This is a genomic window from Myxococcus sp. MISCRS1 (genome assembly GCF_026626605.1).
GTDB classification, from domain to species: Bacteria; Myxococcota; Myxococcia; order Myxococcales; family Myxococcaceae; genus Myxococcus; species Myxococcus fulvus.
This window is the reverse complement of the sequence record NZ_JAPNKB010000001.1, coordinates 2,079,655-2,104,235: the sequence shown is the minus strand read 5'-3', so window position 1 is coordinate 2,104,235 and position 24,581 is coordinate 2,079,655. Positions and strand designations below refer to the sequence as shown.

Here is a 24,581-nt window from a genome sequence, read left to right as displayed (position 1 = left end):
CGCGTTCAGTTCCCGCCAGCCTTCAGGACGCTTCCACTATGCCGGGGCTCCCCCGGCCTCGCTGTAGTAGGTTGGTGTGAATGGTACGTACTTCTGTGCTGGTGTTGATGGGGTTGTGCATCCTCGCCTCCGCCGAGGCCTTCGCCGCGCCTCCGGAGCCCGGCGCCGCGAAGTCCATCGCGGAGGCCACGAAGAAGGTGGAGTCGGCTCGCGCGGCGCTCGCGACGGCCGTCCAGAAAATCGAGGTGGAGCCGCCGCGCAACGCGGACCTCGACGCCGCCGTCGTGGCGGTGGAGGCGCTGAAGGACGCGCTCAACGCGGGGGCGAGCTTCGAGACGGAGGACCTGGAGTACGCCAAGCTCGTCCTCGCCGCGCGCAAGCAGCTGCGCACGCAGCGTGAGTACGTGGATGAGCGCCGCGCCAAGGTCCACATCCACGAGTTCCGCCGCCGCATCGACGGCGCGCTCGCGCCCCTGAACGAGCGGATGGCGAAGCTCGTGAAGGAGGACTCCGGCTCCAAGGGCATGGACGAGGCGCGCGCCGCGGTGGATGGGCTCAAGAAGCTGGCGGAGGAGGGGCGGCCCTTGAAGAGCCAGGACCCGAAGTTCGCCCAGTACCTCACCGAGGTCGACGCGACCATCGCCCGCCACGAGAAGACGCTCGACGAGCGGTGGCTGCAGCAGTCGGCGCAGAAGCAGCGCGGGCTGTTGGACGAGAGCCGCAAGTCGCTGGCGAATGCGCTCGCCGAGGTGAACAAGGCCTGGTCGGACGAGAAGTTCTCCGCGACGGACAAGGCCACGGTGGCCCTGCAGAAGACGCTCGACGAGGGCACGCCGCTGGAGGCGCGTGACAAGGCGTACCGCGCGGAGGCGGACAAGGCCCGCGCGGAGATCACCCAGGCGCGGCGCCGGATGGATGAGCTCGTCGTTCAGGCGGGTGTCTCCCGGGTCAAGGTGGAGCTGGAGCCCGCGCACGAGGAGCTGCGCGCGTCCGCCAAGGCGCTCCGGGCCCGCCGTCCGACGCCCGAGCAGCTCGCCGAGGCGAAGACGGCGGCCTTCGTCGCGCGCAAGCTGGTGGACAAGTACGAGCCCCAGGCGGCGAGGAGCCAGGCCATCGGCCAGTACCTGGGCGAGGTGAAGAACACGCTCGTCGAGGTGGAGGTGGCGCTCCAGGTCCGCACGCTCGACGCGGCCCGCGCCGAGGTGGTCCAGGCCCTGCGCAACGTGGAGAAGCGGGCCGTGACGCCCGAGCAGTTCGAGGAGGCCAAGACGGCGATGGTCGTCCTGGAGAAGACGCTCGAGACGGTGCACGTGAAGAACCCGGCCATCAGCCCCTCGGCGGCGGAGGCGCGGCAGCTGCTCAAGGACGGCCGGGCGACGATGGAGCGGCGCCGGTACGAGGTCGACCTGACGCAGCAGCGGATGAAGGTGGACGAGGCGCGCAAGAACGCTGCGGCGCTCGTGACGCAGATCCAGAAGGAGTCTCCCACCCCGGCGCAGCTGCAGGAGGCGGACAACGCCGTGAAGCAGATTGGCGTGGTGCTGGAGGCGGGGGCCGCGTTCGTGAAGAAGGACCGCGACTACGCCATCTACGCCAAGGAGACGAAGGAGCGCATGGCGGAGCTGGCGGAGCGGATCAACCGCCGGAAGATCGTCCTGTCCGCGGCGGACGCCCGGGCGCAGCTGGCCACGCGACTGGCGCTGACGAAGGAGAAGCTGGAGGCGGCCAAGAGCATCTCCGCGACGGACGGCGACGTGGAGACGGCGTCGAAGGGCGTGGACGAGGTGATGCAGTTCTTCGAGGCGAACGCGGCGCTGGAGCGGCAGGACGCGGGCTACGCGGCGAACGCGGAGCGGGGGCGCGCCGAGTGGCTGAAGCTGGTGGAGGCGCTGGAGTTCGCGAAGCAGGCGAGGGCCTTGCGGCAGCTGACGGGGGAGGCGCTGACCGCCGCCGGCAAGGCGTTCGCGTCGGCGGCGTCCACCAAGGATTTGCGCAAGCGCAAGGAGCTGTACGCGAGCGCGGCGGAGAAGCTCCGGGCCTGCCAGGACGAGGGCGCGAGGATGGTGAAGGAGAACGCGAGCCTCGCCGGGGTGGACGTGCTGGTGGAGGGGATTCCCACCCGGCCGCAAGACGTGATGGCCCAGTGCGCGCAGACGGCGGAGGCGATCCAGGCGCCGCAGAAGAAGGCGGACGTGGAGCTGCGCTTCCAGGAGGGCCAGCGCAAGGCGTATGACACCGCGAAGGCGCTGCTCTCCAAGGGCAAGAAGCCCGAGGCGCTCGCGCAGCTCAACGACTGCATCGCGGAGGGGCGCATCCTGGAGAACGGGTACCCCGACTTCAAGGACCAGAAGTTCGACACCGGCAACGGCAGCATGAGCATGATTGAGCTCATCCAGCTCTGCGCCAAGGAGCGCAAGGCGTTGCAGGCCTCGCACTGAGCGGACAACCCCTGTTCGGGTTCATCCAGACCCGGTCGGCACCCGTGGCCGGCCGGGTCTTTCCTTTTCGAGCAGGGGGGCCGCTATCATGGTCGCGCTGTCTGGACATGACTGCTTCCCGGAGGTCACATGCGAAGAGTGCCTTGGATGGGTGTCTCGTTGCTGGTGGCGGGTGTGTTGATGGGATGTGGTGGGGTGGAGTCAGAGGCGCCCGCGCCCGCCGATGCCACACAGGAGCAATCCCTCGAGCCGAGTTGTCCCTCGGGATACACCTCGCTCTATCTCTGGCAGTGCAGGCGACTGGCGGCACACACCGCGCCCTGCAACTACGCCGGGCCCGGGAACTACAACGTCCTGCATCTGTATTGTGAATCGGGCTCGGCGTCCTACGACGCGGGCCCGACGAGCACCTACGCCTGCGGGGATTGCTTCTAGCCCGCGCGCGTTTCCGGTCCCAGGCTCGCATCCGGGTCCGCCAGCGCGGCGTCCAGCGATTCCAACAGCTCCGCATGGATGCGCGCCGCGGTGGTGGGCTCGAACAAGTCGGTGTTGAACTCCAGGATGCCCGAGAACCCCTCGGGCGTCTCCGTCAGCGCCAACGTCATCTCGTAGGTGACGGAGCCGCGATTGACGGGCTCGTTGAGGACCGTGAGCCCCGGCAGCTCCAGCGGCGCGGTGGGTGCGTTCTGCAGCACGAACATCACCTGGAACACGGGCGGGCGGTTGGCGGGCAGCTCCACCCCGAGTGAGGCCATCACCTGGTCCAGCGGGACCTCCTGGTGGGCATAGCCCGCCAGGGTCTCCTCGCGCACGCGCTGGAGCAGCTCCCGGAAGGCGGGGCGGCCCTGGAGGTTGACCCGCAAGCACAGCCCGTTGACGAACATCCCGATGAGCGGCTCCAGCTCGGGACGGAGGCGATTCGCGATGGGCGAGCCGATGACCACCTCCTCCTGCCCTGCATTCCGCGCCAGCACCGCGCCGAAGACGGCGAGCAACGCCATGAACGGCGTCACCTGCTCCTGACGACAGAGCGCATTCAGGGCCTGGCTGCGCTCCACGCCCAGCGCCACGGTCAGATTGCGCCCGTTGAACGTCCGCACCGAGGGCCGCGGCTTGTCCGTGGGGAGGTCGAGCCGCGTGGGCGCTCCGGCGAGCGCCTTCTGCCAGAACCCCAGCCGCTCCTTCAGCTCCGCCCCGGACAGCCAGTCGCGCTGCCAGGCCGCGTAGTCGGGATACTGGATGACCAGCGGCGGCAGCCCATGCTCTCCCCCCGTGACGCTGGCCGTGTAGAGCCGGCCGAGCTCTCGCGCCATGACGCCCATGGACCAGCCATCCGCCGTGATGTGGTGCATGCAGCAGAACAGCAGGTGCTCCTCCTCCTCCAATCGGAGCAGCATCCCGTGGAGCAGCGGCCCGCGCGTCAGGTCGAACGGACGCAGCGCGGACTCCAACATCAGGCGTCGCGCCTCCTCCTCGCGGTCCTCCCTCCCTCGGAGGTCCACCTCCCGGAAGGGGAAGTCCATCGATGCATGGAGGTGCTGGAGCGGCACTCCGTCCTCCTCGGAGTAGGTGACTCGCAAGGTCTCATGTCGGGCGATGAGCCCCTGGAACGCCGCCTCGAAGTGCCGCGCCTCCAATCGTCCCTTCAACCGGAACGCGCGCGGGATGTTGTAGGCGCTGGACTCGGGAGCCCGCTGGAAGAACCGCCACAGGCGCTCCTGCGCGAACGACACCCGCAGGGCTCCTTCCCGGGACACCTTGCGCAGCGGAGGCACCGGCCGCGCGAGCGTCACGGGAGGCTCCGCGCGGGAGACGTGCCTGGCCAGGTCCGCCACCGTGGGCGCCGCGAACAACGTGCGCAGCGAGACCTCCACTCCCAGCTCGGCGCGCACCCGAGAGACCACCTGTGTGGCCAGGAGCGAGTGCCCACCCAGCTGGAAGAAGTTGTCGTGGATGCCCACGCGGGCCATCCCCAGCAGGGACGCCCACATCCGGCACAGCGTCTCCTCCGTGAAGGTGCGTGGGGCCTGCTGCGTGGAGGCATCTCCCTGGGGCGCCTCGGGCGAGGGCAGGGCCCGCCGGTCCACCTTGCCGTTCGGCGTGAGCGGCAACGCGGGCAGCACCGTGAAGGATGTCGGCACCATGTGCTCGGGCAATCGTTCCCGCAGCCACGCACGAAGGGACGACTGCGCGGGCGCCTGTCCCCGCGGCACGAGGTACGCGGCCAGCTTGCGGTCCCCTCCCACCTCCAGCGCCACCACCGTGCAGTCCTCCACGGAGGGGTGCTGCCGCAGCGACTCCTCGACCTCGCCCAGCTCCACGCGGAAGCCGCGAATCTTCACCTGCAGGTCGGCGCGGCCCAGGTACTCGATGCGGCCGTTGGCGAGATAGCGGCCCAGGTCGCCCGTCTTGTAAAGACGCCCGCCCGGTTGGGTGGCGAAGGGGTCGGGCACATACGTGCGCGCGGTGAGGTCCGGACGATGGAAGTAACCACGGCCCAGCCGCTCACCCGCGACGTACAGCTCCCCAGGGACACCGACGGGCACCGGCCTCAGGTGCTCGTCCAGCAGGTAGACCGGGCCGTTGGTGATGGGCCGCCCGATGGGGACGGGTTGTCCGAGCGGCGGCGGTGAGTCGATGGCGTGGAAGGTCGAGAAGACGGTGCACTCGGTGGGGCCGTAGCCGTTGAGCAGCCGGCGAGGAGGGCCGTGTCGGAGCACCTCTCGCAGCGCCAGCGGGTCCGCGGCCTCGCCTCCGAACACGAGCGTGTGCACGTCGCGGAACGCCTCCGGAATCTGCCGCGCCAGCAGGTGGAGCACCGCGGTGGTGACGAACATCACCGTGATGGCCTCGTCCCGAATCTGGGCGGCCAGCTCGTGAGGCTCACGCGCCGGGTCCGCGGTGATGCCGACCAGCCGAGCCCCGTTCAGCAGCGCCCCCCAGATTTCGAAGGTGCTCGGGTCGAAGGAGGCGTTGGAGGCCTGGGCGACGCGGTCCTTCGGCGAGAAGCGCACGAAGTTCGTCTGGAAGAGCAGGGCCGCGATTCCTCGATGGAGGATGGCGCTGCCCTTGGGCCGTCCGGTGGAGCCGGAGGTGTAGATGACGTAGGCGAGGTTGTCGGGGCAGACGGCGGAGACCCCCGGCAGCTCGGAGCACCGGGCGATGGCCTCCCGTTCCTCGTCGATGCGGACCACCGGCCCCGCGAAGGGGGGCAGCTGCTGGAGCCTGGACGCGTGGACCAGGAGCAGCGAGACGCGGGAGTCCTGGAGCATGAAGGCCAGCCGCTCGGTGGGGTAGGAGGCCTCGAGCGGAAGGTACGCGCCTCCCGCCTTGAGGATGCCGAGCATGCTGACGACCAGGTCCACGGAGCGCTCGACGCACAGACCGACGAGCACCTCGGGCCCCACACCGAGTGAGCGCAGGTGGTGGGCGAGCTGATTGGAGCGCGCGTCCAGCTCCCGATAGGTGAGGTCCTGCCCACCGTAGGAGACGGCGATGGCGTCCGGAGTCCTCGCGGCCTGGCGCGAGAACAGCTCGTGGACGCAGACGTCCCGGGGGAAGTCCGCGGAGGCGCTGTTCCAGTCGCGCAGCACCTGGTTGCGCTCGACGGGCGTGAGCAGGGGCAGCGCCGAGAGCCTCTGGTGCGGGTCGGCGGCCACCGCTTCGAGCATCACCTGGAGGTGCCCGGCCATGCGCTCGATGCGTGCCTCGTCGAAGAGGTCCGTGTCGTACTCGAAGGTGGCGCGCAGGCCCTCGGCGCTCCTCGCCATGTAGAGGACGAGGTCGCACTTCGAGGTCCCCGTGTCCGTCTCCCACGGCTCCGCCAGGGCGGAGAGCTGGAGTGAGGCGGACGGGTCCTCCTCCAGCGCGGGCGCCTTCTGCAACACGAACATCACCTGGACGAGCTGCGCGTGGCTGAGCGTGCGCTCGGGTTGGAGGGACTCGACCAGCTTCTCGAAGGGGAGCTCCTGGTGGGCGAAGGCTCCGAGCGTCGTCTCGCGCACCCGCGCGAGCAGCTCGGTGAAGCGGGGGTTGCCCGACAGGTCATTGCGCAGCGTGAGCGTGTTGACGAAGAAGCCGATGAGTCCCTCGACCTCCGGCCGGATGCGTCCGGAGATGGGCGAGCCGACGAGGAGGTCCTCTTGTCCGGAGTAGCGGTGGAGCAGGGCGCAGAAGCCCGCCAGCAGCGTCATGAAGAGCGTGGCGCGCTCCTGGCGGCAGAGCGCATCGACGGCCAGCGCCGTCTCCTCGCGGATGTGGAACGTCCGCCGAGCGCCCTGGAAGCGCTGGAGCGGCGGACGGGGGCGGTCCGCGGGGAGCGACAGGAGGGCGGGGGCTTGGGCGAGTCGCTTGCGCCAGTAGGGGAGGAGCCGCTCCTCGGCCTGTGCGGGCAGCCACTGTCGCTGCCATGCGGCGAAGTCCGCGTACCTCACGGGCAGCTCGGGGAGCGAGGACGACCGGCCGGCGGCGAAGTCCTCGTAGTGGGTCCGCAGCTCGCGCAGGAGGACGCCCACGGACCAGCCGTCGGACACGATGTGATGCATCGTGAGCAGGAGTCGATGCTCCCGTGCGCCGAGCTTCAGCAGGGTGCCTCGGATGATGGGGCCGGTGCGGACGTCGATGGGGGTGTGCGCCTGCTCCGTGGCGAGGCGCGATGCCTCCTCCTCGCGTGTGTCCGCGCAGAGGTGGCCCAGGTCGATGACGGAGAGCGGGAAGGCGCCTGGAGGCGAGATGCGCGCGATGGGGCCCGACTCCGTGGAGGCGAAGGTGACTCGGAGCGGTTCGTGGCGACGCAAGACCTCGTCGAGGGCCCGCTGGAGCACGCCGACGTCGAGCGCGGAGGTGATGCGATAGGAGAGGGGGATGTTGTGGGTGGCCTGCCCGGGGTGGAGCTGCTCCATGAACCAGAGCCGCTCCTGCGAATAGGAGAGCGGCGCTTCACTCGTCCGGGCACCCGGGCGCAGCTTGAGGTCCATGCCGGAGGCGGTGGCTCCTCGTGAGGCGTCGATGGCCGAGGCGAGCTGCGCGATGGTGGGCGCATCGAAGATGCTCGGCAGGGGCAGGCGCAGCTGGAATATCTCGTTGATGCGCGAGACGAGCTGGGTGGCGATGAGCGAGTGGCCGCCGAGCTGGAAGAAGTCGTCGTGGACGCCGACCTGCTCGACCTCCAGCAGCACGCTCCAGAGTTCGCACAGGACCTGCTCCGTCTGGGTGCGAGGTGACTGATTGCTGCCGGTGTTCGCGGAGGCGAGCGTCATCGGAAGGGTCCTTCTCGGGTGGGACGGGTTGGGGGCGACGCGCGTGGCGTCAGCCGCTCACTTGTGCAGGGCGGCGGTGCTGCCGTCGGCGGAGACGACCTGGATGCGTCGGGGGCGCTCGGCGAGCCGCAGGAGCCGCGAGAGCGCCTCGGACACGTGCTCCAGGGGTCGGCCCTCGTCGGCCACGGTGAGGATCATCTCGTAGTCATCTCCCTCGGTGCCGGAGACGACCTGGGTGCGCGCCGTGAGCACACCCGGGAGCGTGGTGGCCAGGCGCCGCACGGAGGCCATGCAGATCTTCTCGCTGCCGCGGACCAGGAAGTCGGAGAGCCTCCCCTGGAAGTACAGGTAGCCATCCGCGTCGATGTCGAAGATGTCGCCGGTGGCCAGCAGCCGGGGACCGCGCCACGCGTGCAGCTTGTCGCCCTCCACCAGGCCGATGCGCCGCTTCATCAGCGTGTCCGAGGAGACCAGCAGCTCCTTCTGTCCGCCGGGGCCTCGGGGGGCGAGCGACACCTGCGTGCCGGGCAGGGGCCGTCCCACGGAGGAGTAACGGTGCGGGGGCTCCGCGTGGGCCGAGAGGGTCGCGACCCGGGGCCCGGCCTCGGACAGCCCATAGGTGAGGTACAGCTCTCCGCGTGGACGCAGGCGGAGCAGCTGCTCCACGTGCTCGGGGGAGAGGACGTCGCCGCCGACGCCGAGCGAGCGCAGGCTCTCGGGGAAGGCGCCGCCTTGCTGGAGCAGCGCGCGCACCAGGAGGGGCGTGAGGGCGGACACGGTGATGGCCTGCTCGGCGAGCAGTCGCAGATAAGCCGCGGGCTGGAAGGGGGGGCCGCTGATGACCAGGTCCGCGCCGCGGAGCAGCGAGGCGAAGGCCTGGGCCACCATCGAGTACGAGTAGTAGAGCGGAAGGTTCACCAGCACGGTGTCGCCCGCACGCAGGCCCACGGCGTCCGAGTGACGACGGGCGTTGCGGAAGAGCGCCTCCAGGTCGAACACGCAGCCGCTGGCGAAGCCCGACGTGCCCGAGGTGAGCAGCACCATCTCTCCAGGCTGGGCGCCGGGAGGTTGTGCCTCCGAGAACAGGGCGACCTCCGCGCCTCCCAGGTGGAAGCGGTCCACATCGTGAGCCAGCGGGGCGGGGCGGCGCATCGTCACGAGCGCGCGTGCCGGGAGCGCCTCCACGAGGGCTTGTTGTCGCAAGGCGGGCGCGGAGGGTGATACCAGCGCGGGCACGCCCCGGGCGGCGAGGATGGCGAAGAGCTGCGCGAGCAACTCCGCTCCGTTCGGCAGGGCCAGGAGGACGACATCGCCGGGCCTCAGTCCATGGGCTCGCCACGCCTCCGCGAGTGGCTCCACCCGGTGCCGCGTGGACGTGCCTGTCTCACAGGTCAGGTCCCGGACACGGTCCAGGAACGCTTGGATGGAGGAGAGCGGGATGTCAGCGAGCTCGGTCATGGGGCATCACCTGGAGACCAGAAGGGACTGGACCAGCCGCGCCGGGTCCACGGGCTGTCCTTCGCCACGTGAGAGCACGACGCATGCTGCGCGGGGCTCCTCGCCGGGCACCGAGGCCGCCGTCGCGATGAGCGCGTAATCGACGACACCGCGCGTGAGCCAGGCCGTGGAGAGAGACAGCGCGAGTCCGGCTCCCTCCGCCACGGGCAACGTCAATGCCAGCGTCGGGCCGCGAATCCCGTGGACGATGCACGCCAGCCCCGTCGGCGCGCTCGGCGGCGCGGCGGGGAAACGGATGGGCGATGCGAAGCCACGCAAGGCTTCTCTGGCGGCGCTCGACATGGCCTCCGGCGGCGCCTCGGGGCCCACCTGGATGAGCGAGCACCGGTCCGCCGAGGCGCGGAAGTCCTCCCCCAGCGACTCGAGGACCTCTCCCACCGCGAGCACCAGCGTCCACGCCATCGGGTCCGCGTAGCGCACGGAACCCTTCACCCGCGCCACGTAGGGGTTCGCCCCGCCACCGCGGGCCCGCGCGCCGCCACGGAGCACCAGTGAGGTCGTCGGGTTCATCGCGACGCCTCGAAGACGAGCGCGGTATCGAACCCACCGAAGCCGAGCGTGAGGCTCAGGCCGAGCCGCTCCTCGTGCCGCACCGGCCGCCCCACGGGGAGCGGGCAGGGGAAATCCTCGTCCGGCTGCTCCAGTCCGACGATGGGCGGCACCACGCCCTCGCGCAGCGCGAGGATGAGGGCAATCGCCTCCATGGCCCCCGTGGCCCCCAACGTGTGTCCGAAGGCCCCCTTCGTCGCGAAGACACACGGACGCGGCCCCGTCCCGAAGAGCGCCCGGAACGCCTCCGCCTCCGCGCGGTCGTTCGCCGGCGTCGCCGAGCCATGCGCGTTGATGACCCCGATGTCCCGAGGCGACACCCGCGCGTCCTGCAGCGCCCGCTCCATCGCCAGCCGCGCCCCCATCGCCGCCGGGTCCGGCGACGTCATGCTCGCCGCGTCGTTGGCCGAGCCCGCTCCCCGGAAGAGCGCGAGCAGCGAAGCCGAGCGTGCCCGCGCGTGCTCCAGCGACTCCAGCACGAGGAACCCCGCGCCCTCGCCCAGCAGCATGCCGTCATGCCGCGTGTCGAAGGCGCGCGAGCGGGTGGGGGACATGGTGGAGAGCGCCGAGTGCGCCAGCCGCTTGCTCGGCGTCATGACATCCACCCCGCCGCAGACGCACACCTCTGCGGCCCCGGAGCGGATGAGCTCCGCCCCGACGAGGAGGGCGTCCGCCCCCGAGGAGCACGCCGTGGAGAGACTCACGGGCCGCTCCCGCGCGCCCACCGCCCGAGCCACCTCGTCCGCCCAGGCGTGGAGCGGCGCCGTCCACTCCCCCTCGTCGTCGAGCCACGCGCCCAGGCTCGTGCCCAGGACCAACCGCGTCGCCTCTCCGCTCGCCTCCAGCCCGGCCTCGCCCACCGCGCGACCGAGCGTCTCCACCGCGAGCCGCCGCAGCCGGGGCGCGGGGCCCTCCCCATGGGAGGGAATGACCGCGGCCAGCGTGTTGCGAAGCCGATGCGGAGAGGCCACCTCGACGAAGCCGTGCTCACCCGCGAGCAATCGCCGCCACACGTCGTCGAGCCCATGGCCCAGGGCCGTGCTCCACGCGGCCCCTGTCACCGCGACGGGCGCTACCATAGCGGCGAGCCCAGCTCGGAGACCTTGGCGCGGATGAGGCTCGCGCGGAACGCCGCCACCCGGCGCGTGCCCACCATCGCCTTGCCCGAGTAGACGAACAGCCCTCCGGCGAGCCGGTTCACCTGGACGCGCAGCACCACCTGGTCCCCGGGCACGACGACCTGCAGGAAGCGGCTCTCCACCGAGCCGATCAAGGTCAGCTCGTCCTCGGCCAGGGGCGAGGTGCTCATCTGGTAGAGGATGATGCCCGCCTGGGCGAAGGCCTGGATGAGGTTGCTGCCGGGGTAGATGGCGCGCTCGGGGAAGTGGCCCGCGATGCAGTCCAGGTTCCCGGAGATGGAGACGAGCGCCTCCAGGAAGCTGCCCGGCTCGTGGTCGACGATGCGGTCCAACAGGATCATCGGGTGGCGGTGCCGCAGCCACTCGCGCAGCGCGGTGAAGCCCAGGGGCCTGGGCTGACGCTCCGCCTTGTTCAGGGGGACGGGGACCGCTCGAGGGCGCTGCTGAAGTTCGGGGGAAGGCATGTGGGGTCTCCGCTCTCACGATTGACGACAGCCAGGTCCAGACTTCCGGAGGCGAGCAGCACCGGCTCGGGCGCGGGGCCCTCGCGGTAGACCGCCACGCCCAGCTTCAGACTCGCGGGGCCCACGTGCTCCAGGCGGGCCTCCAACCGCAGCCAGTCCTGGAAGCGCGCGGCCTCGCGGTAGCGGATGCGCAGCTCGCGCACGCGCAAATCCAGGCCCTGGCCCTCCAGCTTCACGAGGTCCGAGCCGCGCCGCTCCAGCTCCTCCAGCGCCGCCGTCTCCAGCAGCGACGCGTACCGCGAGAAGTGCACGACGCCCGACGCATCGGTGTCCACGTGCTCCACCCGGTGGCGCCGGGGCGTTGACGCGGGGGACTCCAGCCTCATGGCCCCGCCTCCACGAAGCGCCGCGCCCCTTCGCGGATGCGCTCGACGATGCGGCGCAGGTCCTCGTCGTTCGCGATGAGCGGCGGGGCCACGCGCATGGCGGGGAACAGGTAGCGCAGCCCGTGGGAGCGCCTGCCCGCGCCCGCCATGAACTCGACGAAGACACCGGCCTCGAGCAGGCACTGGCGCAGCCGGGACAGGCCGTGCGAGGCCCGCTCGGTCAGCTCGACGCCGTTCATGTAGCCCTGTCCCCGCACCTCCAGGAACAGCGCCGGGAAGGCCTCCACCACGTCGCGCCGCAGCCGCTCGCGGAGCTCTTCGCCCAGCGTGCCCGCCCGCTCGATGAGGCGCTCCTCGGCGAGGTAGCGCAGGCCTGAGCGCATCAGCGCGCACGTGAGCGGACGCAAATCGGAGGTGGACACCGCGCCGCTCGGACGCACGGTCAGCTCCCGGCGCGCGATGACCATGGACGTGGAGACCGCGCCCATGCCCAGGCTCTTGCCGATGACGGTGACGTCGGTGGGGATGGGCCCCTGCTCGTCGGTCATCGCGAAGAAGCGGCCCGTCTTCGCGAAGGTGAGCACCTCGTCCGCGACGAGGAGCACGTCGTGCTCCCGGCACAGCGCCGCCAGCCTGCGCAGGTATCCCGTCGGTGGGACGAGGATGCCCGCGTCGCCCTGGATGGGCTCGACGATGACCGCGGACAGCTTGGCGCCCTGCTCGGCGAAGAACCGCTCCAGGAGCGCCGCCTCGCCAAAGGGGAGGAAGGCCACGTCCAGGCCGAAGGGAGGCTCGGCGCCCGGCAGCGGCAGGCCCAGGCGGTAGTGTCTGCGATTGAGCAGGGGGACCAGCCCTCCCGTCCAGCCATGCCACGCGCCCTCGAAGGCGAGCACCGTCCTGCGCGCCTCGCGGCCCGCCTTCGCCGTCAGCCGCCGCCGGTCGAAGCCCGACTCCAGCACCAGCCGCAGCGCGAGCTCCAGGCCCTCCGAGCCGGAGTTGCGGCCGCTGGCGTGGTAGTCCCGGCCGGGGAAGCGGTCCGCCCAGCGCCCGCCGGGGCCGAACAGCTCCTCCAGGAGCAACGTGCGCTCCAGCGAGCCCAGCTCATCGGTGACATAGCCGCGCTCGAGCCCCTCTCGGAACGCGGGCTGGAGACACGGGTGCGCCGCGCCCAGGCACGCGCTGGCATAGCCGCCGCTCGCGTCCAGCACCTCCAGCACCTGACCGGCGCTCTCGCCCTCCAGGGGCACCATGTGCTGGACGAGCCCTCGGGCCTGGAGGGAGACGAAGGGCAGGCGCCCGCCGCCATAGTGGTCCATCTGCAGGGCCTGGCCCGCGCGCAGGCGCTCCAGGTCCGCGGGCGCGAGGCTGCCTCCGGGCGCGGGCGCCCTCACCACGCACCTCCCTGGGCCGCGGTCTTCAGGCCCACGATGAGGGACACGAGCTGGTTCACCGTGCGGAAGTTGTCGGTGTTGAAGTCCTCGTCGGTGATGCGGACCTTGAACACGTCCTCGCAGAGCACGCGCAGCTCCAGGAACCCCACCGAGTCGAGCCCGATGACGGACTGCAGGCCGTCGTCCTCGCCAATCTGCTCCGGGGGCAGCTCCACGAACAGCTTGTCGATGAGGATCTGCTTGATGCTTGCCGTCAGCTCTTCATGCATGGCTGTCATTCCTTTCCAATGTGAGAACGAGCTTCCCGATGTTGCGGTTGGCTTCCATCTCTCCCAGCGCCACGTTCACGTCCTCCAGGGGATGCCGCGCGTGGATGACGGGGCGGAGACCGCCCATGGCGAGCACCTCCATCCACCGCTGCCGGAAGCGCGCGTTCACCTCGCGCTTCTCCTTCAGGGGCCGCAGCCGCAGCGACGAGCCCTTGAGCCGCAGCCGGCGCTGGACGATGCGCAGGAGGTCCACCTGCGCGGACATGCCGTCGAGCAGCCCCACCAGGACCAGACACCCCTCGTGCGCCAGCACGCCCAGGTTGCGCTCCAGGTACGCGCCGCCGATGAAGTCCATCACCAGCGGGACGCCCTCGCCTCCCGTCAGCCGGAGCACCTCCTGGACGAAGTCCTGCTCCCGGTAATCGAACACCGCGTCGGCGCCCAGCGCGCGCACGGCCTCCACCTTCCTGGGCGTGCCCACCGTGCAGTACGTGGTCGCGCCCACGTGCCGGGCCATCTGGACCATGGTGGTCCCGATGCTGCTGGCGGCCGCGTGGATGAGCACCGCCTGGCCCCGCCGGAGCTGTCCCAGGGTGAAGAGCGTCTCGTTCGCGGTGAGGCAGGACTCGGAGGTGGCGGCGGCCTCGGCGAAGTCGAAGCCGGCGGGGATGGGCAGCGCCATGCCCTGGTCCAAGAGGCAGTAGTCGGCGAACCCGCCTCCCTCCACCACGCCGAAGACGCGCTGTCCCCGGGTGAAGCCCTTCACGTCCTCGCCCCACGCCTCCACGGTGCCCGCCACCTCCACGCCGGGGATGGCGGACTGTCCTTCCGGCACGTGGTACTCGCCCTGGCGCTGGAGCAGGTCCGCGCGGTTGAGCGCCGTGGCGTGCACCTTCACCAGCAGCGCCTCGCGCGTGGGCACGGGCCGGGGCACCTCCCGCAGCTTCACCACCTCCGGCCCACCGAGGCCCTCGAAGACGACGGCGCGCATGGCGTCAGTACCTGGCCCTTTCCTCGACGGCGTGCGCGCGGGTGGGGACCAGGAAGCTGCGCTCGAAGGAGAGGAACACCTCGCCCTGGGAGGTGAGGCCCACCGTCTCGCAGGTGATGATTCCCTCGCCGGCGCGGCGGGTGGACAGCCGCGCGGCGAGGATGCGGCTCTCCGCGTAGAGCGTGTCGCCCGCGAAGACGGGGCGGGTGAGGCGAATCTTGTCCCAGCCCAGGTTGGCGGTCGCGCGGCCGCTGGTGCTGCGCACGCTCATCCCGCAGACGATGCTGAAGGTGACGAGGCTGGAGATGAGCGGCCGGCCCCACACCGTCTGCTCGCAGTACGCGGCGTCCAGGTGCAGCGGTGACGGGTTCATGCACAACGTGTTCATCAGCACGTTGTCGGCCTCCGTCACCGTCCTGCCGGGGCGGTGCTCGAAGACGTCCCCCACGGTGAAGTCCTCGTAGTGGAAGCCCAGCACCTCGCGGTAGCGCTGGGGGCCGAGCTGCTTGTAACCGGTGATTGCGCTGGCGTGCATGGCGTGGCTCCTCGTCGGCGGGGGCGCGTCTTAGAAACGGGAGAGGATGTCCTGCACGTCGTCGCAGAAGACGCGGACCTGCTCCTCGCTCATGTCCGCGCGCATCATCACGCGCACCCCCGCCTCGCCCCGGGCGACGACGGGGAAGAACACCGCCGAGCAGTAGTAGCCGCGCCGGTACAGCTCCGAGGACAGCCGGATGGCGCGCTCCTCCTCGCCCACCTGGATGAGGCGGATGGGCATCCCGTTGCCCGCGTTGGGAGAGGGGAAGCGGCTGTCGAAGAGCTGGATGTTGCGCGCGAGCCGCCCCTGCAGCTCACGCAGCTCCGGCGTGCGGTGCAGCGCGATGCTGGCGAGCGACGCGCCCACCGACGGCATCTGGAGGTTCTGCGACCAGGCCAGCGGCCCCGCGTTCCGGTAGAGGAAGTCGAAGCTCTTCTCGCTGCCCAGCATGGCGATGCCGCCGGAGCTGCCGAAGGCCTTGGCCAGCGAGGCGACCACCATCGTCAGGGGATTCATCTTCAGCCGCGAGCGCACGTAGCCCTCGCCGCGCTCGCCCGTCAGCGCCAGCGAGTGCGAGTCATCGATGTAGAGGAACAGGCCGTAGCGCTCCTGGAGCTGGAGCAGCCCCTCCAGCGCGATGAGGCCGCCCATGGAGTAGGCGCCGTCGGCGACGTAGGCCACGCGCGGGTACTTCTTGCAGACGTCCTCCAGGTAGTTGAGGTCGTTGTGCGGACTGGTCAGCACCAGGCTCTCATCGCCGCAGATGGGCTTGATGTAGGCCATGGAGAAGTGACAGTAGCGGTCGAACACCATGACGCGCGGCTGGCCGTCGTCGGTGAGGTGGCCGGAGGCGAGCAGCGGGAGGATGCCCGCCGTCAGGGCGCTGCAGGTGACGCCGGGCAGGGTGGGGCAGCCGTACAGCTCGCGCAGCTCCTCCTCCAGCCGCGCCATCAGCTTCAGGCGGATGCGCAGCGTGGACATGGCCAGGCTGTTGGTGCCCGCCTCCTGGAGCGCGTCGATGGCGCCCTGGAGGATCTTCGGGTGGTGGTTGAGGCCCAGGTACGAGCATGAGCAGAGCGTCATGAACTCGTGGCCCGACGTGGTGTCGACGAGGCGGTTGTTCGACTCGAAGTCCACCTTGATGCCGATGAGCCCGTTGTCCTTGGCGTGCTGCCAGCCCCGGTCCCCCACGGCGATGAGCTTCTCGTTGTTGCGATAGCGGCGGGGACCCAGGACGCTCTGCTCGCTGCTGGTTTCCATGTGGATTCCTCCTTGGGGATGGGGTGGGGTGTCAGAGGGAGCGCGACGGGGTGTCGGCCTCGCGGGGGCCGAACTCCTCGAGCGTGCGCTTCGCCGCCTCGACGAACGGGGCACCCATCATGGTCCCCTCCACCACGCAGATGTTGAAGTCGCGGGCCTGGCTCTCCTGGACGATGGTCCGCGCCTTGCGCAGCGTGTGCTCGTCCGGGGAGAAGGCCTGGTTGATGACCTCCACCTGGCGCGGGTGGACGGCGGCCTTGCCGCTGAAGCCCAGGCTCCGGGCGAGCTGGCACTCGCGGCGCAGCCCCTCCACGTCGGACATGTCGAACAGCGGCGAGTCGACCACCTGCACGTTGGCGGCGCGCGCGGCGGCGACGAGCCGGGAGCGCGCGTAGTACAGAGGCTCCCAGGCCAGCGACGCGCCGATGCTGAAGGAGTAGTCCGCGGAGCCGAACACCAGGGCCTTGAGGCGGGGCGTCGCGCAGGCGATGGCGTGCACGTTCTCCACGCCGCGCGGCGTCTCCACCAGGGCGAGCAGGTCCACCTGCGAGCAGCTGGCGCCGAGCACCTGCTCGACGATTTCGAGGTCCCGCGGTGACTCCACCTTGGGCACCAGCACGGCGTCCGGTTTGACGGCGTAGTGGCGCAGCGCGAGCAGGTCCTTCAGCCCCTCCGGCCGGGTGACGGTGTTGATGCGGATGGCGCGGCGGCTGGGACCCTTGGGCGCGGAGAAGAACTCCTCCGCCTGCTGACGGGCCGTGTCCTTGTGGCTGGCGGCGACCGAGTCCTCCAGGTCCACCAGGCTGATGTCCGCGCCGGATTGCTGTCCCCGGGCGAAGCGGTCCACGACGAGCGCGGGAGTGAACAGGATGGAGCGGCAATACCGGGTGAACTTCATGGTCGCCTCCGGAGGTGGGCCTGCCCTGCTCGCACCCGTCACGTCGCCGCCCGTGAGACTCCAGGCGGCCCGCTCGAGGCGCGATGAATCAATGCCTGTCTGGGTACTCTCGTTGCCCGGGAGGCGTCAAGAAAATCTGCAAGCAGTTGCAGGGGTGGCTCGTGCTATGTCTTGATATGTCTTTCTGCATGTGAATAGGTGTATCCACGTGCTGCCATGTTTTTGTGAGACTGGATTGAGACTGGAGTTGTCAGGACCCAGGGGCGGGTAACCCGTATGAAACGGCGCCCGATTCACCGTGAATGGGTGACACGCCATGTCATCGGATGGAGGCGCTCGCACAGGGGAGCGTCTTCGTGGCCCGTGATGGCCGGGTGGCGCTACTTGAGCTCCGAGAGCAGGGCGTCCCGGGCTGGGGACCCCGTGGCGCGTGAACTACCAGGGCAAGGCGGTGTTGAAGCCCTCACGACAAGACCTTCCGGAGACGTCAGAGTAGGACGCTAGGGTGCCCCGCGTCAGGCAATCCGCCTGGCACGACTCGTTGAACGAGGTCTCCTGATGCGTCTTCTCGTTCCGCTGCGCGCGTTGCGCGCCGCTTCTCTGTGTCTCGTGGGTGTCTGCTCGTTCCTCACCGCGTGTGATTCCGATGACAAGCCGCCCCGGCCCACGCCCCCCGACACCTCGCCGCGCAAGCTGACGCTGCTGCAGACGAGCGACCTGCACACCAACATCTTCCCGTGGGACTATTTCAGCGGGAAGCCCGATGCGAAGCGCGGCCTCGCCAAGGTGGCCACGCTCATCAAGCAGGCGAGAGAAGCGAACCCGGACTGCACGCTGCTGGTCGACACCGGCGACACCATCCAGGGCACGCCGCTGGGCACCTACTACGGGCTGGTGGACAACTCGCCCCGCCACCCCATGGCCGTCGCGATGAACGAGCTGGGGTACGTGGCCATGGCCGTGGGCAACCACGAGTTCAACTATGGCCTGGGCGTCCTCGACAAGTTCAAGAGCGAGGTCGACTTCCCTGTGCTCGGCGCCAACGTGCGCAAGAGCGCGGACGGCACCGAGGCCTTCCAGCCCTATGTGCTCACGGAGGTCTGCGACGTGAAGGTCGGCATCCTCGGCCTCGTGACGCCGGGCGTGGCGACGTGGGAGCGCGCGGAGAACATCCCCGGCCTGCGCTTCGACGACCCGGTGGAGACGGCGCGCGCCTATGTGCCGAGGATGCGGGAGGCGGGCGCGGACGTCATCGTGGTGGCCATCCACGGTGGCCCCGACAAGCAGCCCACCGGCAGCGCGAGCAACCCCGACTCGTGGCTCGCGGACTACGCGGACGAGTCGAAGTGGGCGGACCGGGGCAACCTGCCCGGAGAGAACCCGGCCGTGCAGATTGCCCAGGGGGTGTCCGGCATCGACGTGCTCCTCACCGGCCACACGCACCAGCCCATCCCGAAGATGCTGCTGAAGAACCCGGAGGGCCGCGAGGTGCTCCTCACCCAGCCCAACCGCTGGGGCAGCCACCTGGCGGACGTGGAGCTCCAGGTCACCTGGCGCGGCGAGCGGTGGGGCGTGGACACCCACGACTCCCGGCTCCATGTCGTGGACGAGAAGGTCGCGGCGGACGCCGCCGTGACGCAGCTGGCGCAGAGCTACCACGACACCACGGTGACGTATGTGAACCAGAAGATCGGCTCGACGACGGCGGCGTTCCCGGGAGGCTTCGCCGCGCGCTACGTGGACAGCCCGCTGGGGGACCTCATCAACATCGTCCAGGAGGAGGCCGCGCGCGAGGCGGGCTTCGACGTGGACTTCTCCCTGGCGGCCATCTTCACCAACGACGGCGCGCTGCCGGCCGGCGACGTCACCCTGCGCGACGCGTACAGCATCTACATCTACGACAACACGCTGTATGTGATGGAAATCAACGGCTCCATCCTCCGGCGCGCGCTGGAGATGAACACGCTCTACTTCGCGAGGCTCGACGCGGCCAACCTGCCCGAGCGGCCCGAGGGCGCCAAGGCCAGCTCCCCGGTGGTGGCCGACTACAACTGGGACCTCTACTCGCGCATCGAGTACGGCTACGACCTGACGAAGCCCGCGGGCTCCCGGCTCACGCACCTGCGCTTCGAGGGCGCGGAGGTCCGGGACGACCAGGTCTTCGTCGTCGCCATCAACAACTACCGCGCGGGCGGCGGCGGCGGGTACTCCATGTTCAAGGAGGGCAAGGTGCTGTGGACCTCCGCCGACGGCGTGCGTGACTACGTCGCCCGCTACATGCAGGCGAACCAGGGGCTGTCCCCGGACCGGGTGAACACCTGCAACTTCACGCTCGCGCCGGACCTGTACACGCGCTACTTCGCGGCCACGCTCGGCCCCGCGAAGTGCGGGCCCTGAAGCCGGGGCGCTGACGTCGGAGTCCTGGGGGAGGGGCGCGCGGCCTGGGCGCGCTCGTCCCCCCGCGCGTGGGGGTGAGGGATTCGGGGTGGGACGTTCGTTGAGGCAGGGCGCGTCCGTGACGCGATGCCCCGGAGGGCCCACGACCATGAGAAGCGTCCTGTTCCTGTTGCTGCTCGCAGGCTGTGCCACGCCCTCCAGGCGCGCGGAGGGACCTGGCGCCACGGAGGTCGACCGCGTCGTCCGGGACCTCTGCGACAAGCGCGTGGCGCTGCTCGGAGAGGACTCCCACCACGGGAGCGCCAGGACGCTCGACGTCAAGGTGGAGCTGACCCGCAGGCTGGTGGAGGAGTGTCAGTACGACGCCTTCTTCATCGAGGCGGGCGTCTATGACTTCCTGCGCATCCAGGAGCGGCTGGACGCGGGCCAGCCCATCACCGAGGACATGGTCTCGGACGCGGTGGGGGGCATGTGGGCCAACGAGGAGGTGGCGCCCTTGATTCCGCTGCTGACGCGGTGGCTCCGCGAGGGAGCCGTCGTCGCGGGGGGCATCGACGACCAGGTCAACCGGGGCACCTACGCACAGCGGGAGATGGCTCCCGAGCTCCTCCCCGCGCTGGCGGACTCGCGGCGGGCCGAGTGCGGCGAGGAGATCGAGCGCTACCTGTCCTGGCGATACGACGACGCGCATCGCTTCACGGCGGCGAGCGCGGCGCGCATCCAGGGCTGTTGGGCGGAGCTGGCGGCGGGGGCCTCGACCTCCCGGAGCCACGGATGGATGGCGCGAAACCTGGAGCGCTTCTTCGCGCGTCAGGTGGCCGTGATGTCCCGTCCTCCTCCTCCCGAGGGCAGCCCCACGGACTGGAGCACCTTCAACGACCGCGACCAGTCCATGTTCGCGAACCTGCAATGGCACCTGTCTCGCTCACCCGGTCCGCGCAAGGCCATCGTCTGGCTCGCCACGGTGCACGCGGCCAAGGACCTCAAGCACATGGACGATGGCGGTGGGCCTCCGGTGCCCTTCGGCTCCCACGTGCGGGCGAGGTTCGGCGAGCAGGCCTTCGTGCTGGGCTTCTCCGCGCTCCAGGGGAAGTACTCGCTCGCCAGCACGCCCCGCACGTACGACCTCGAGCCCGCCCGCGCCGACTCCCTGGAGGCCTGGGCCCTGTCGAGCCCCTCCGCGGACAGCCGGTACGTGGACGCCCACCAGCTTCGCGAAAATGGGACGAGGGTGGCCCGCGCCGTGAACTACCGCTGGATGATGGCTCCCTGGGCCACGGTCATCGACGGATTGCTCGTCTTCCGCGAAGAATCACCACCGCGTCCGCGGGCTTTGCCGTCCTCGGCGCGCGCGGAGTGAGGGCGGGCGACAGCCGCCGCGCACGGACGGTGTGCCGCTGTCGATAACGGGCCTCCGCGACGCAATCGTCGGCCACCGCCTTCGTAGGCGCCCATCGAGGCGCCTACCGAGGTGCCCGGAGGTTTCTTGCGTGGACATCCTTCTCAGTGGCCTGCGGCAGACGCTGCGCGCGCTGCGACGCAGCCCAGGCTTCACGCTGGGGTGCATCCTGTTGCTCGCGGTGGGCATCGGCGCGAGCACCGCGCTCTTCAGCGTGGTGGAGGGCGTCCTGCTGCGCCCCTTGCCCTATCCGGACTCCGAGCGGCTCGTGGAGCTCTCCCAGCTCGGGGTGAAGGGCCAGACGATGCGGTTCTCGGACCCCAACTTCGAGGACGTGCAGGCCCGGAGCCGCACCGTCGAGTCGCTGGCGCAGGTCTCGGGGCCGGCCAGCGTCGCCGTCACGGGCACGGACGAGCCCACCTTCGCCGCGCTGTCGTGGGTCTCGCGCGGGTTCTTCCCCGCCTTTGGCGTGCCGTCCGCCCAGGGGCGCCTGTTCGCCGCGGACGAGCAGCAGGAGGGAGGCGCTCCGGCGGTGGTGGTGAGCCACGGCTTCTGGAAGCGCTACCTGGGCGCGCGGCCACTGCCCATGGACCGGACGCTCACCTTCGAGGGCCGCGCCTACACCGTGGTCGGCGTGATGCCCGAGTCCTTCGACTACCCGGCGGGCACCCAGTTGTGGATTCCCCGTGAGCTGGAGCGGCGGCTGACGAGCCGGACCGCACACAACTGGCGCGTGGTGGGGCGGCTGGCGGATGGCGTGAACCTGGAGGCCGCGCGGGCGGAGCTGACCGGCATCGCGCGCGAGCTCGTCGGGCTTCATGGTCAGGAGACCAACATGCGCGACGTCGCCGTGATGTCCCTGCGCGAGAGCCTGGTGGGCCCCGTCCGCCCCACGCTCTACCTGTTGCTGGGCGCCGCGGCCTTCCTGCTGCTGGTGGCGGGGGCCAACGTCACCAACCTGCTGCTCGCGCGGGCGGCGTCGCGGGGGCGCGAGCTGGCGGTGCATGTGGCGCTGGGCGCGGGGCCGGGGGCCCTGGTGCGGCGCTTCATCGCGGAGTCGCTCGTGTTGTCGCTGGCGGGTGGGGCGCTCGGCGCCTTGTTCGCCACCTGGAGCGTGCATGTGTTGCTCGCGCTCGAGCCGGGCCACCTGCCGCGCGTGGCGGAGGTGGACGTGAACGCCACGGCGCTCCTGTTCGCGCTGGGGTTGTCGCTGGTGCTCGCGGTGGGGCTGGGGCTGGTGACGGCGCTGCGCTCGGGGCGCCAGAGCCCGTGGGCCACGTTGACGCAGGCGGGGCGCACACAGACGGGCGGAGGGAGCGCGGACCAGGCGCGGCGTGCCCTGGTGGTGGGGCAGCTCGCGCTCGCGCTGGTCCTGCTGGTGGGCGCGGCGCTCTTGGGGCGCAGCATGCTGGGCCTGCTGTCGCTGGACCCGGGCTACCGCACCGAGGATGTGGCGGTGCTGAGCCTGGTGCTGCCTCCGGTCAAGGACAAGGACGCGCCGCAGGCGAGGGACAACATCCAGCTTCAGGATGCGCTGCTGTCGAGGCTGGGCGCGCTGCCCGGCGTGCGCGCGGTGGGGGCGGTGAATGTCTTCCCGCTCGAGGGCGGCTCGGGCGGTGACGGCACCTTCCTGGTGCTCAATCGTCCCGACGAGGTGAAGAACTTCGACGACTTCGGGCGGCTGGCGCACGAGCCCGAGCGCACGGGCGCGGCCGAGTACCGCGTGGCGAGCGAGGGCTACTTCCACGCGATGGACATCCCGCTGGTGCGCGGGCGCCTGTTCGACGCGAACGACACGATGGAGTCGCCGCACGTGGCGCTCATCAGCGAGTCGCTCGCGAAGGCGCGGTGGCCCGACGAGGATCCGCTGGGCAAGCTCATCCAGTTCGGCAACATGGATGGGGACCTGCGGGCCTTCACCATCGTCGGCGTCGTGGCCGACGTGCGGGAGCGGGGGCTGGACGAGGCGCCGAAGCCCACGTTCTACGGCTGCTCGCGGCAGCGGGTGCGGGCCTTCTCCCGCTTCCATGTCGCGGTGCATGGCTCCATCGGCTCCAAGGCCTTGGTGAGCGCGGCGGGGCCGGTGTTGCGCGAGCTCGCTCCGGAGCTGCCCTCGCGCCTGAGCACGGTGGAGAGCCTGCTCACGGGCTCGCTGGCTTCGCGGCGCTTCAGCCTGCTGCTGCTGGGGGCCTTCGGCGCGGTGGCGCTGCTGCTCTCGGTGGCGGGGCTCGGGGCCGTGGTGTCCTACGCGGTGGCGCAGCGCACGCGGGAGTTCGGCATCCGCTTCGCGCTGGGGGCGACGGCCGGGGACGTGCTGCGACTGGTGCTCCGGCAGGCGGTGGTGCTCGCGGGGCTCGGCGTGGCGCTCGGGGTGGTGGCGGCGTTGGGGCTGGGGCAGGTGCTCCAGGGCATGGTGTACGGCGTGAGCCCCACCGAGCCGTGGGTCATCGTGGGCGTGGTGGTCCTCCTGCTGGGCGTGGCCCTGCTCGCGAGCTGGCTGCCGGCCCGACGCGCCTCCCGCGTGGACCCGATGACGGTGCTCCGCTCGGAGGCGTGAGGCCAGCCGCTGCCGCCGTCCACCGGATGACGCGCCTGGCCCGCACCGGGACCAGGCGCTGTCGCGTGTGAGATAGGCCAGAGCCATCCGCTGGCCCTTGCCTCCTCGGACGACGTAGCGAGGACGGGTGCTCCCACGCCTCCTCGTCCTCCGGTTCGCGCTGGCCCTCGGGCTCGCGCTCGTGTCGTCCGGCTGTGCCACCTCGTCGCGTGGGCTGGCGCGTCAGCGCGCGGAGCCGGACTACTGCGTCCCCGCGCAGTCCCCGCGTGACGACTCCGCCGGGCGACTCGACGTGGAGGCGCCCCTCCCGGAGTCCCCCGAGCTCCAGGCTCGCTTCACCCGCCAGGACCTGCTGCTGGCGCACGCGGCCGGAGTGCTCGTGCCCCTGGAGACGCTGGCGCGGCTGGCGCCGGGGACCGACACCCGGGCCCAGCGCGACGCGCTGTTGAGGGACATCGAGCTGCGGCTGCTCCTGTTCTCGACGACGCTCTCCAGCGTGTCGGCGGAGCTGGAGTGCGAGGCGCGGCGCACGGCGCAGATGGCGAGGCTCCTGGATGCGAAGGAGACGCGGCGGCAGACGCTGCTCACCGTGTCCTCCATCGTCGTGGGCGCGCTGACCACCACCGTCACCGCCATCTCGAACGATGACCGCGCCAACGACATCATCGACATCACCGGCGGCGCGGTGGGCGCGGGGCTGGGGCTCGCGGCGCTCTTCTCGTCCCCCTCGCTGGACTTCGAGCACCCCAGGAACCTGCTCGCGGACATCTGGCGACAACCCGCGCGCTCCGCGGACTTCCCCGCGTCCCTCTGGTTCGTCCTGAGCCACAAGGACTTCAGCAACGCGCAGCGCCACGCCATCCGCCACAACGTCCGCGCGCGGTGGATTGCGTCCGGGTACGTGGAGGAGACGGGCGGCGACGCGCCGTACTTCGGCCGGGGCGGGCGCTACACGCTGGACGCCCTCCAGACGCGGGCGAACATGCTCGGTGAGCTCCAGGCCGCCGTGCGCCTCATCCACCAGAACCTCCAGGTCCTCCTGACGAAGCTCGTCACGGTGTCGGGACAGGGTGACTGACGTGTGACGTGAAGAGCGCTCCCCACGAGAACTCTTCACCCGCGCCGTGCT

At 70.6% G+C, this 24,581-nt stretch carries 18 protein-coding genes; 6 read left to right on the top strand and 12 right to left on the bottom strand.

Going from position 1 to position 24,581, the window contains the following annotated elements; translation table 11 throughout:
- The first annotated feature begins 80 nt into the window (after positions 1-80).
- Positions 81-2,438, top strand: coding sequence for a hypothetical protein (locus OWM54_RS07940; RefSeq protein WP_267697098.1), 2,358 nt, complete (start codon positions 81-83; stop codon positions 2,436-2,438).
- Between the two features lie 129 nt (positions 2,439-2,567).
- Complete coding sequence (locus OWM54_RS07935) at positions 2,568-2,873, top strand: hypothetical protein (RefSeq protein ID WP_267697097.1); 306 nt, start codon at positions 2,568-2,570, stop codon at positions 2,871-2,873.
- Here OWM54_RS07935 and OWM54_RS07930 read toward each other — a convergent pair.
- From OWM54_RS07930 to OWM54_RS07875, 12 genes are read right to left on the bottom strand one after another with little or no spacing between them, the layout of a single operon-like run.
- Entirely contained in the window at positions 2,870-7,696 is a 4,827-nt protein-coding gene (locus OWM54_RS07930; RefSeq protein ID WP_267697096.1) for a non-ribosomal peptide synthetase, read from the bottom strand. The genes OWM54_RS07935 and OWM54_RS07930 overlap by 4 nt on opposite strands.
- 57 nt (positions 7,697-7,753) lie before the next feature.
- Positions 7,754-9,154, bottom strand: coding sequence for a class I adenylate-forming enzyme family protein (locus OWM54_RS07925; RefSeq protein ID WP_267697095.1), 1,401 nt, complete (start codon positions 9,152-9,154; stop codon positions 7,754-7,756).
- 6 nt (positions 9,155-9,160) lie between these two features.
- Positions 9,161-9,724: a coronafacic acid synthetase gene (locus tag OWM54_RS07920; protein ID WP_267697094.1), complete on the bottom strand. Its 564-nt coding sequence runs from the start codon at positions 9,722-9,724 to the stop codon at positions 9,161-9,163.
- Positions 9,721-10,842 carry a beta-ketoacyl-[acyl-carrier-protein] synthase family protein gene (locus OWM54_RS07915; protein WP_267697093.1) on the bottom strand — a complete coding sequence of 374 codons (1,122 nt, stop codon included), beginning with the start codon at positions 10,840-10,842 and terminating at the stop codon, positions 9,721-9,723. Before OWM54_RS07915 ends, OWM54_RS07920 begins: the two co-directional genes overlap by 4 nt.
- Positions 10,836-11,366, bottom strand: a complete 531-nt coding sequence (locus OWM54_RS07910) for a 3-hydroxyacyl-ACP dehydratase FabZ family protein (RefSeq protein ID WP_223748895.1) — start codon at positions 11,364-11,366, stop codon at positions 10,836-10,838. The genes OWM54_RS07915 and OWM54_RS07910 overlap by 7 nt, the downstream gene beginning before the upstream one ends.
- Positions 11,315-11,752: an acyl-CoA thioesterase gene (locus OWM54_RS07905; protein ID WP_223748896.1), complete on the bottom strand. Its 438-nt coding sequence runs from the start codon at positions 11,750-11,752 to the stop codon at positions 11,315-11,317. Before OWM54_RS07905 ends, OWM54_RS07910 begins: the two co-directional genes overlap by 52 nt.
- Positions 11,749-13,143 carry an aminotransferase class III-fold pyridoxal phosphate-dependent enzyme gene (locus tag OWM54_RS07900; RefSeq protein WP_267697092.1) on the bottom strand — a complete coding sequence of 465 codons (1,395 nt, stop codon included), beginning with the start codon at positions 13,141-13,143 and terminating at the stop codon, positions 11,749-11,751. Before OWM54_RS07900 ends, OWM54_RS07905 begins: the two co-directional genes overlap by 4 nt.
- Positions 13,140-13,412 (bottom strand): acyl carrier protein, encoded by a 273-nt coding sequence (locus tag OWM54_RS07895; protein WP_046712357.1) that lies wholly within the window; start codon positions 13,410-13,412, stop codon positions 13,140-13,142. The genes OWM54_RS07900 and OWM54_RS07895 overlap by 4 nt, the downstream gene beginning before the upstream one ends.
- The gene (locus OWM54_RS07890; protein ID WP_267697091.1) at positions 13,405-14,403 is read right to left on the bottom strand and encodes an NAD(P)H-quinone oxidoreductase; all 999 of its coding nucleotides are present in this window, start codon (positions 14,401-14,403) and stop codon (positions 13,405-13,407) included. The genes OWM54_RS07895 and OWM54_RS07890 overlap by 8 nt, the downstream gene beginning before the upstream one ends.
- Before the next feature lie 4 nt (positions 14,404-14,407).
- Positions 14,408-14,938, bottom strand: coding sequence for a MaoC family dehydratase (locus tag OWM54_RS07885; RefSeq protein WP_267697090.1), 531 nt, complete (start codon positions 14,936-14,938; stop codon positions 14,408-14,410).
- Between the two features lie 30 nt (positions 14,939-14,968).
- On the bottom strand, positions 14,969-16,201 hold the full coding sequence (locus OWM54_RS07880) for an aminotransferase class I/II-fold pyridoxal phosphate-dependent enzyme (protein WP_223785277.1): 1,233 nt from the start codon (positions 16,199-16,201) through the stop codon (positions 14,969-14,971).
- 31 nt (positions 16,202-16,232) lie between these two features.
- Positions 16,233-17,099: an HpcH/HpaI aldolase/citrate lyase family protein gene (locus OWM54_RS07875; protein ID WP_223748902.1), complete on the bottom strand. Its 867-nt coding sequence runs from the start codon at positions 17,097-17,099 to the stop codon at positions 16,233-16,235.
- 558 nt (positions 17,100-17,657) lie between these two features.
- Here OWM54_RS07875 and OWM54_RS07870 point away from each other — a divergent pair.
- From OWM54_RS07870 to OWM54_RS07855, 4 genes are all read left to right on the top strand, one after another.
- On the top strand, positions 17,658-19,496 hold the full coding sequence (locus tag OWM54_RS07870) for a bifunctional metallophosphatase/5'-nucleotidase (protein ID WP_267697089.1): 1,839 nt from the start codon (positions 17,658-17,660) through the stop codon (positions 19,494-19,496).
- Positions 19,497-19,644: 148 nt separating this feature from the next.
- Positions 19,645-20,856, top strand: a complete 1,212-nt coding sequence (locus OWM54_RS07865; RefSeq protein WP_267697088.1) for an erythromycin esterase family protein — start codon at positions 19,645-19,647, stop codon at positions 20,854-20,856.
- Between the two features lie 130 nt (positions 20,857-20,986).
- Positions 20,987-23,452: an ABC transporter permease gene (locus OWM54_RS07860; protein WP_267697087.1), complete on the top strand. Its 2,466-nt coding sequence runs from the start codon at positions 20,987-20,989 to the stop codon at positions 23,450-23,452.
- A 127-nt stretch (positions 23,453-23,579) separates the two neighbouring features.
- Positions 23,580-24,530: a hypothetical protein gene (locus OWM54_RS07855; protein ID WP_267697086.1), complete on the top strand. Its 951-nt coding sequence runs from the start codon at positions 23,580-23,582 to the stop codon at positions 24,528-24,530.
- Positions 24,531-24,581 lie beyond the last annotated feature (51 nt).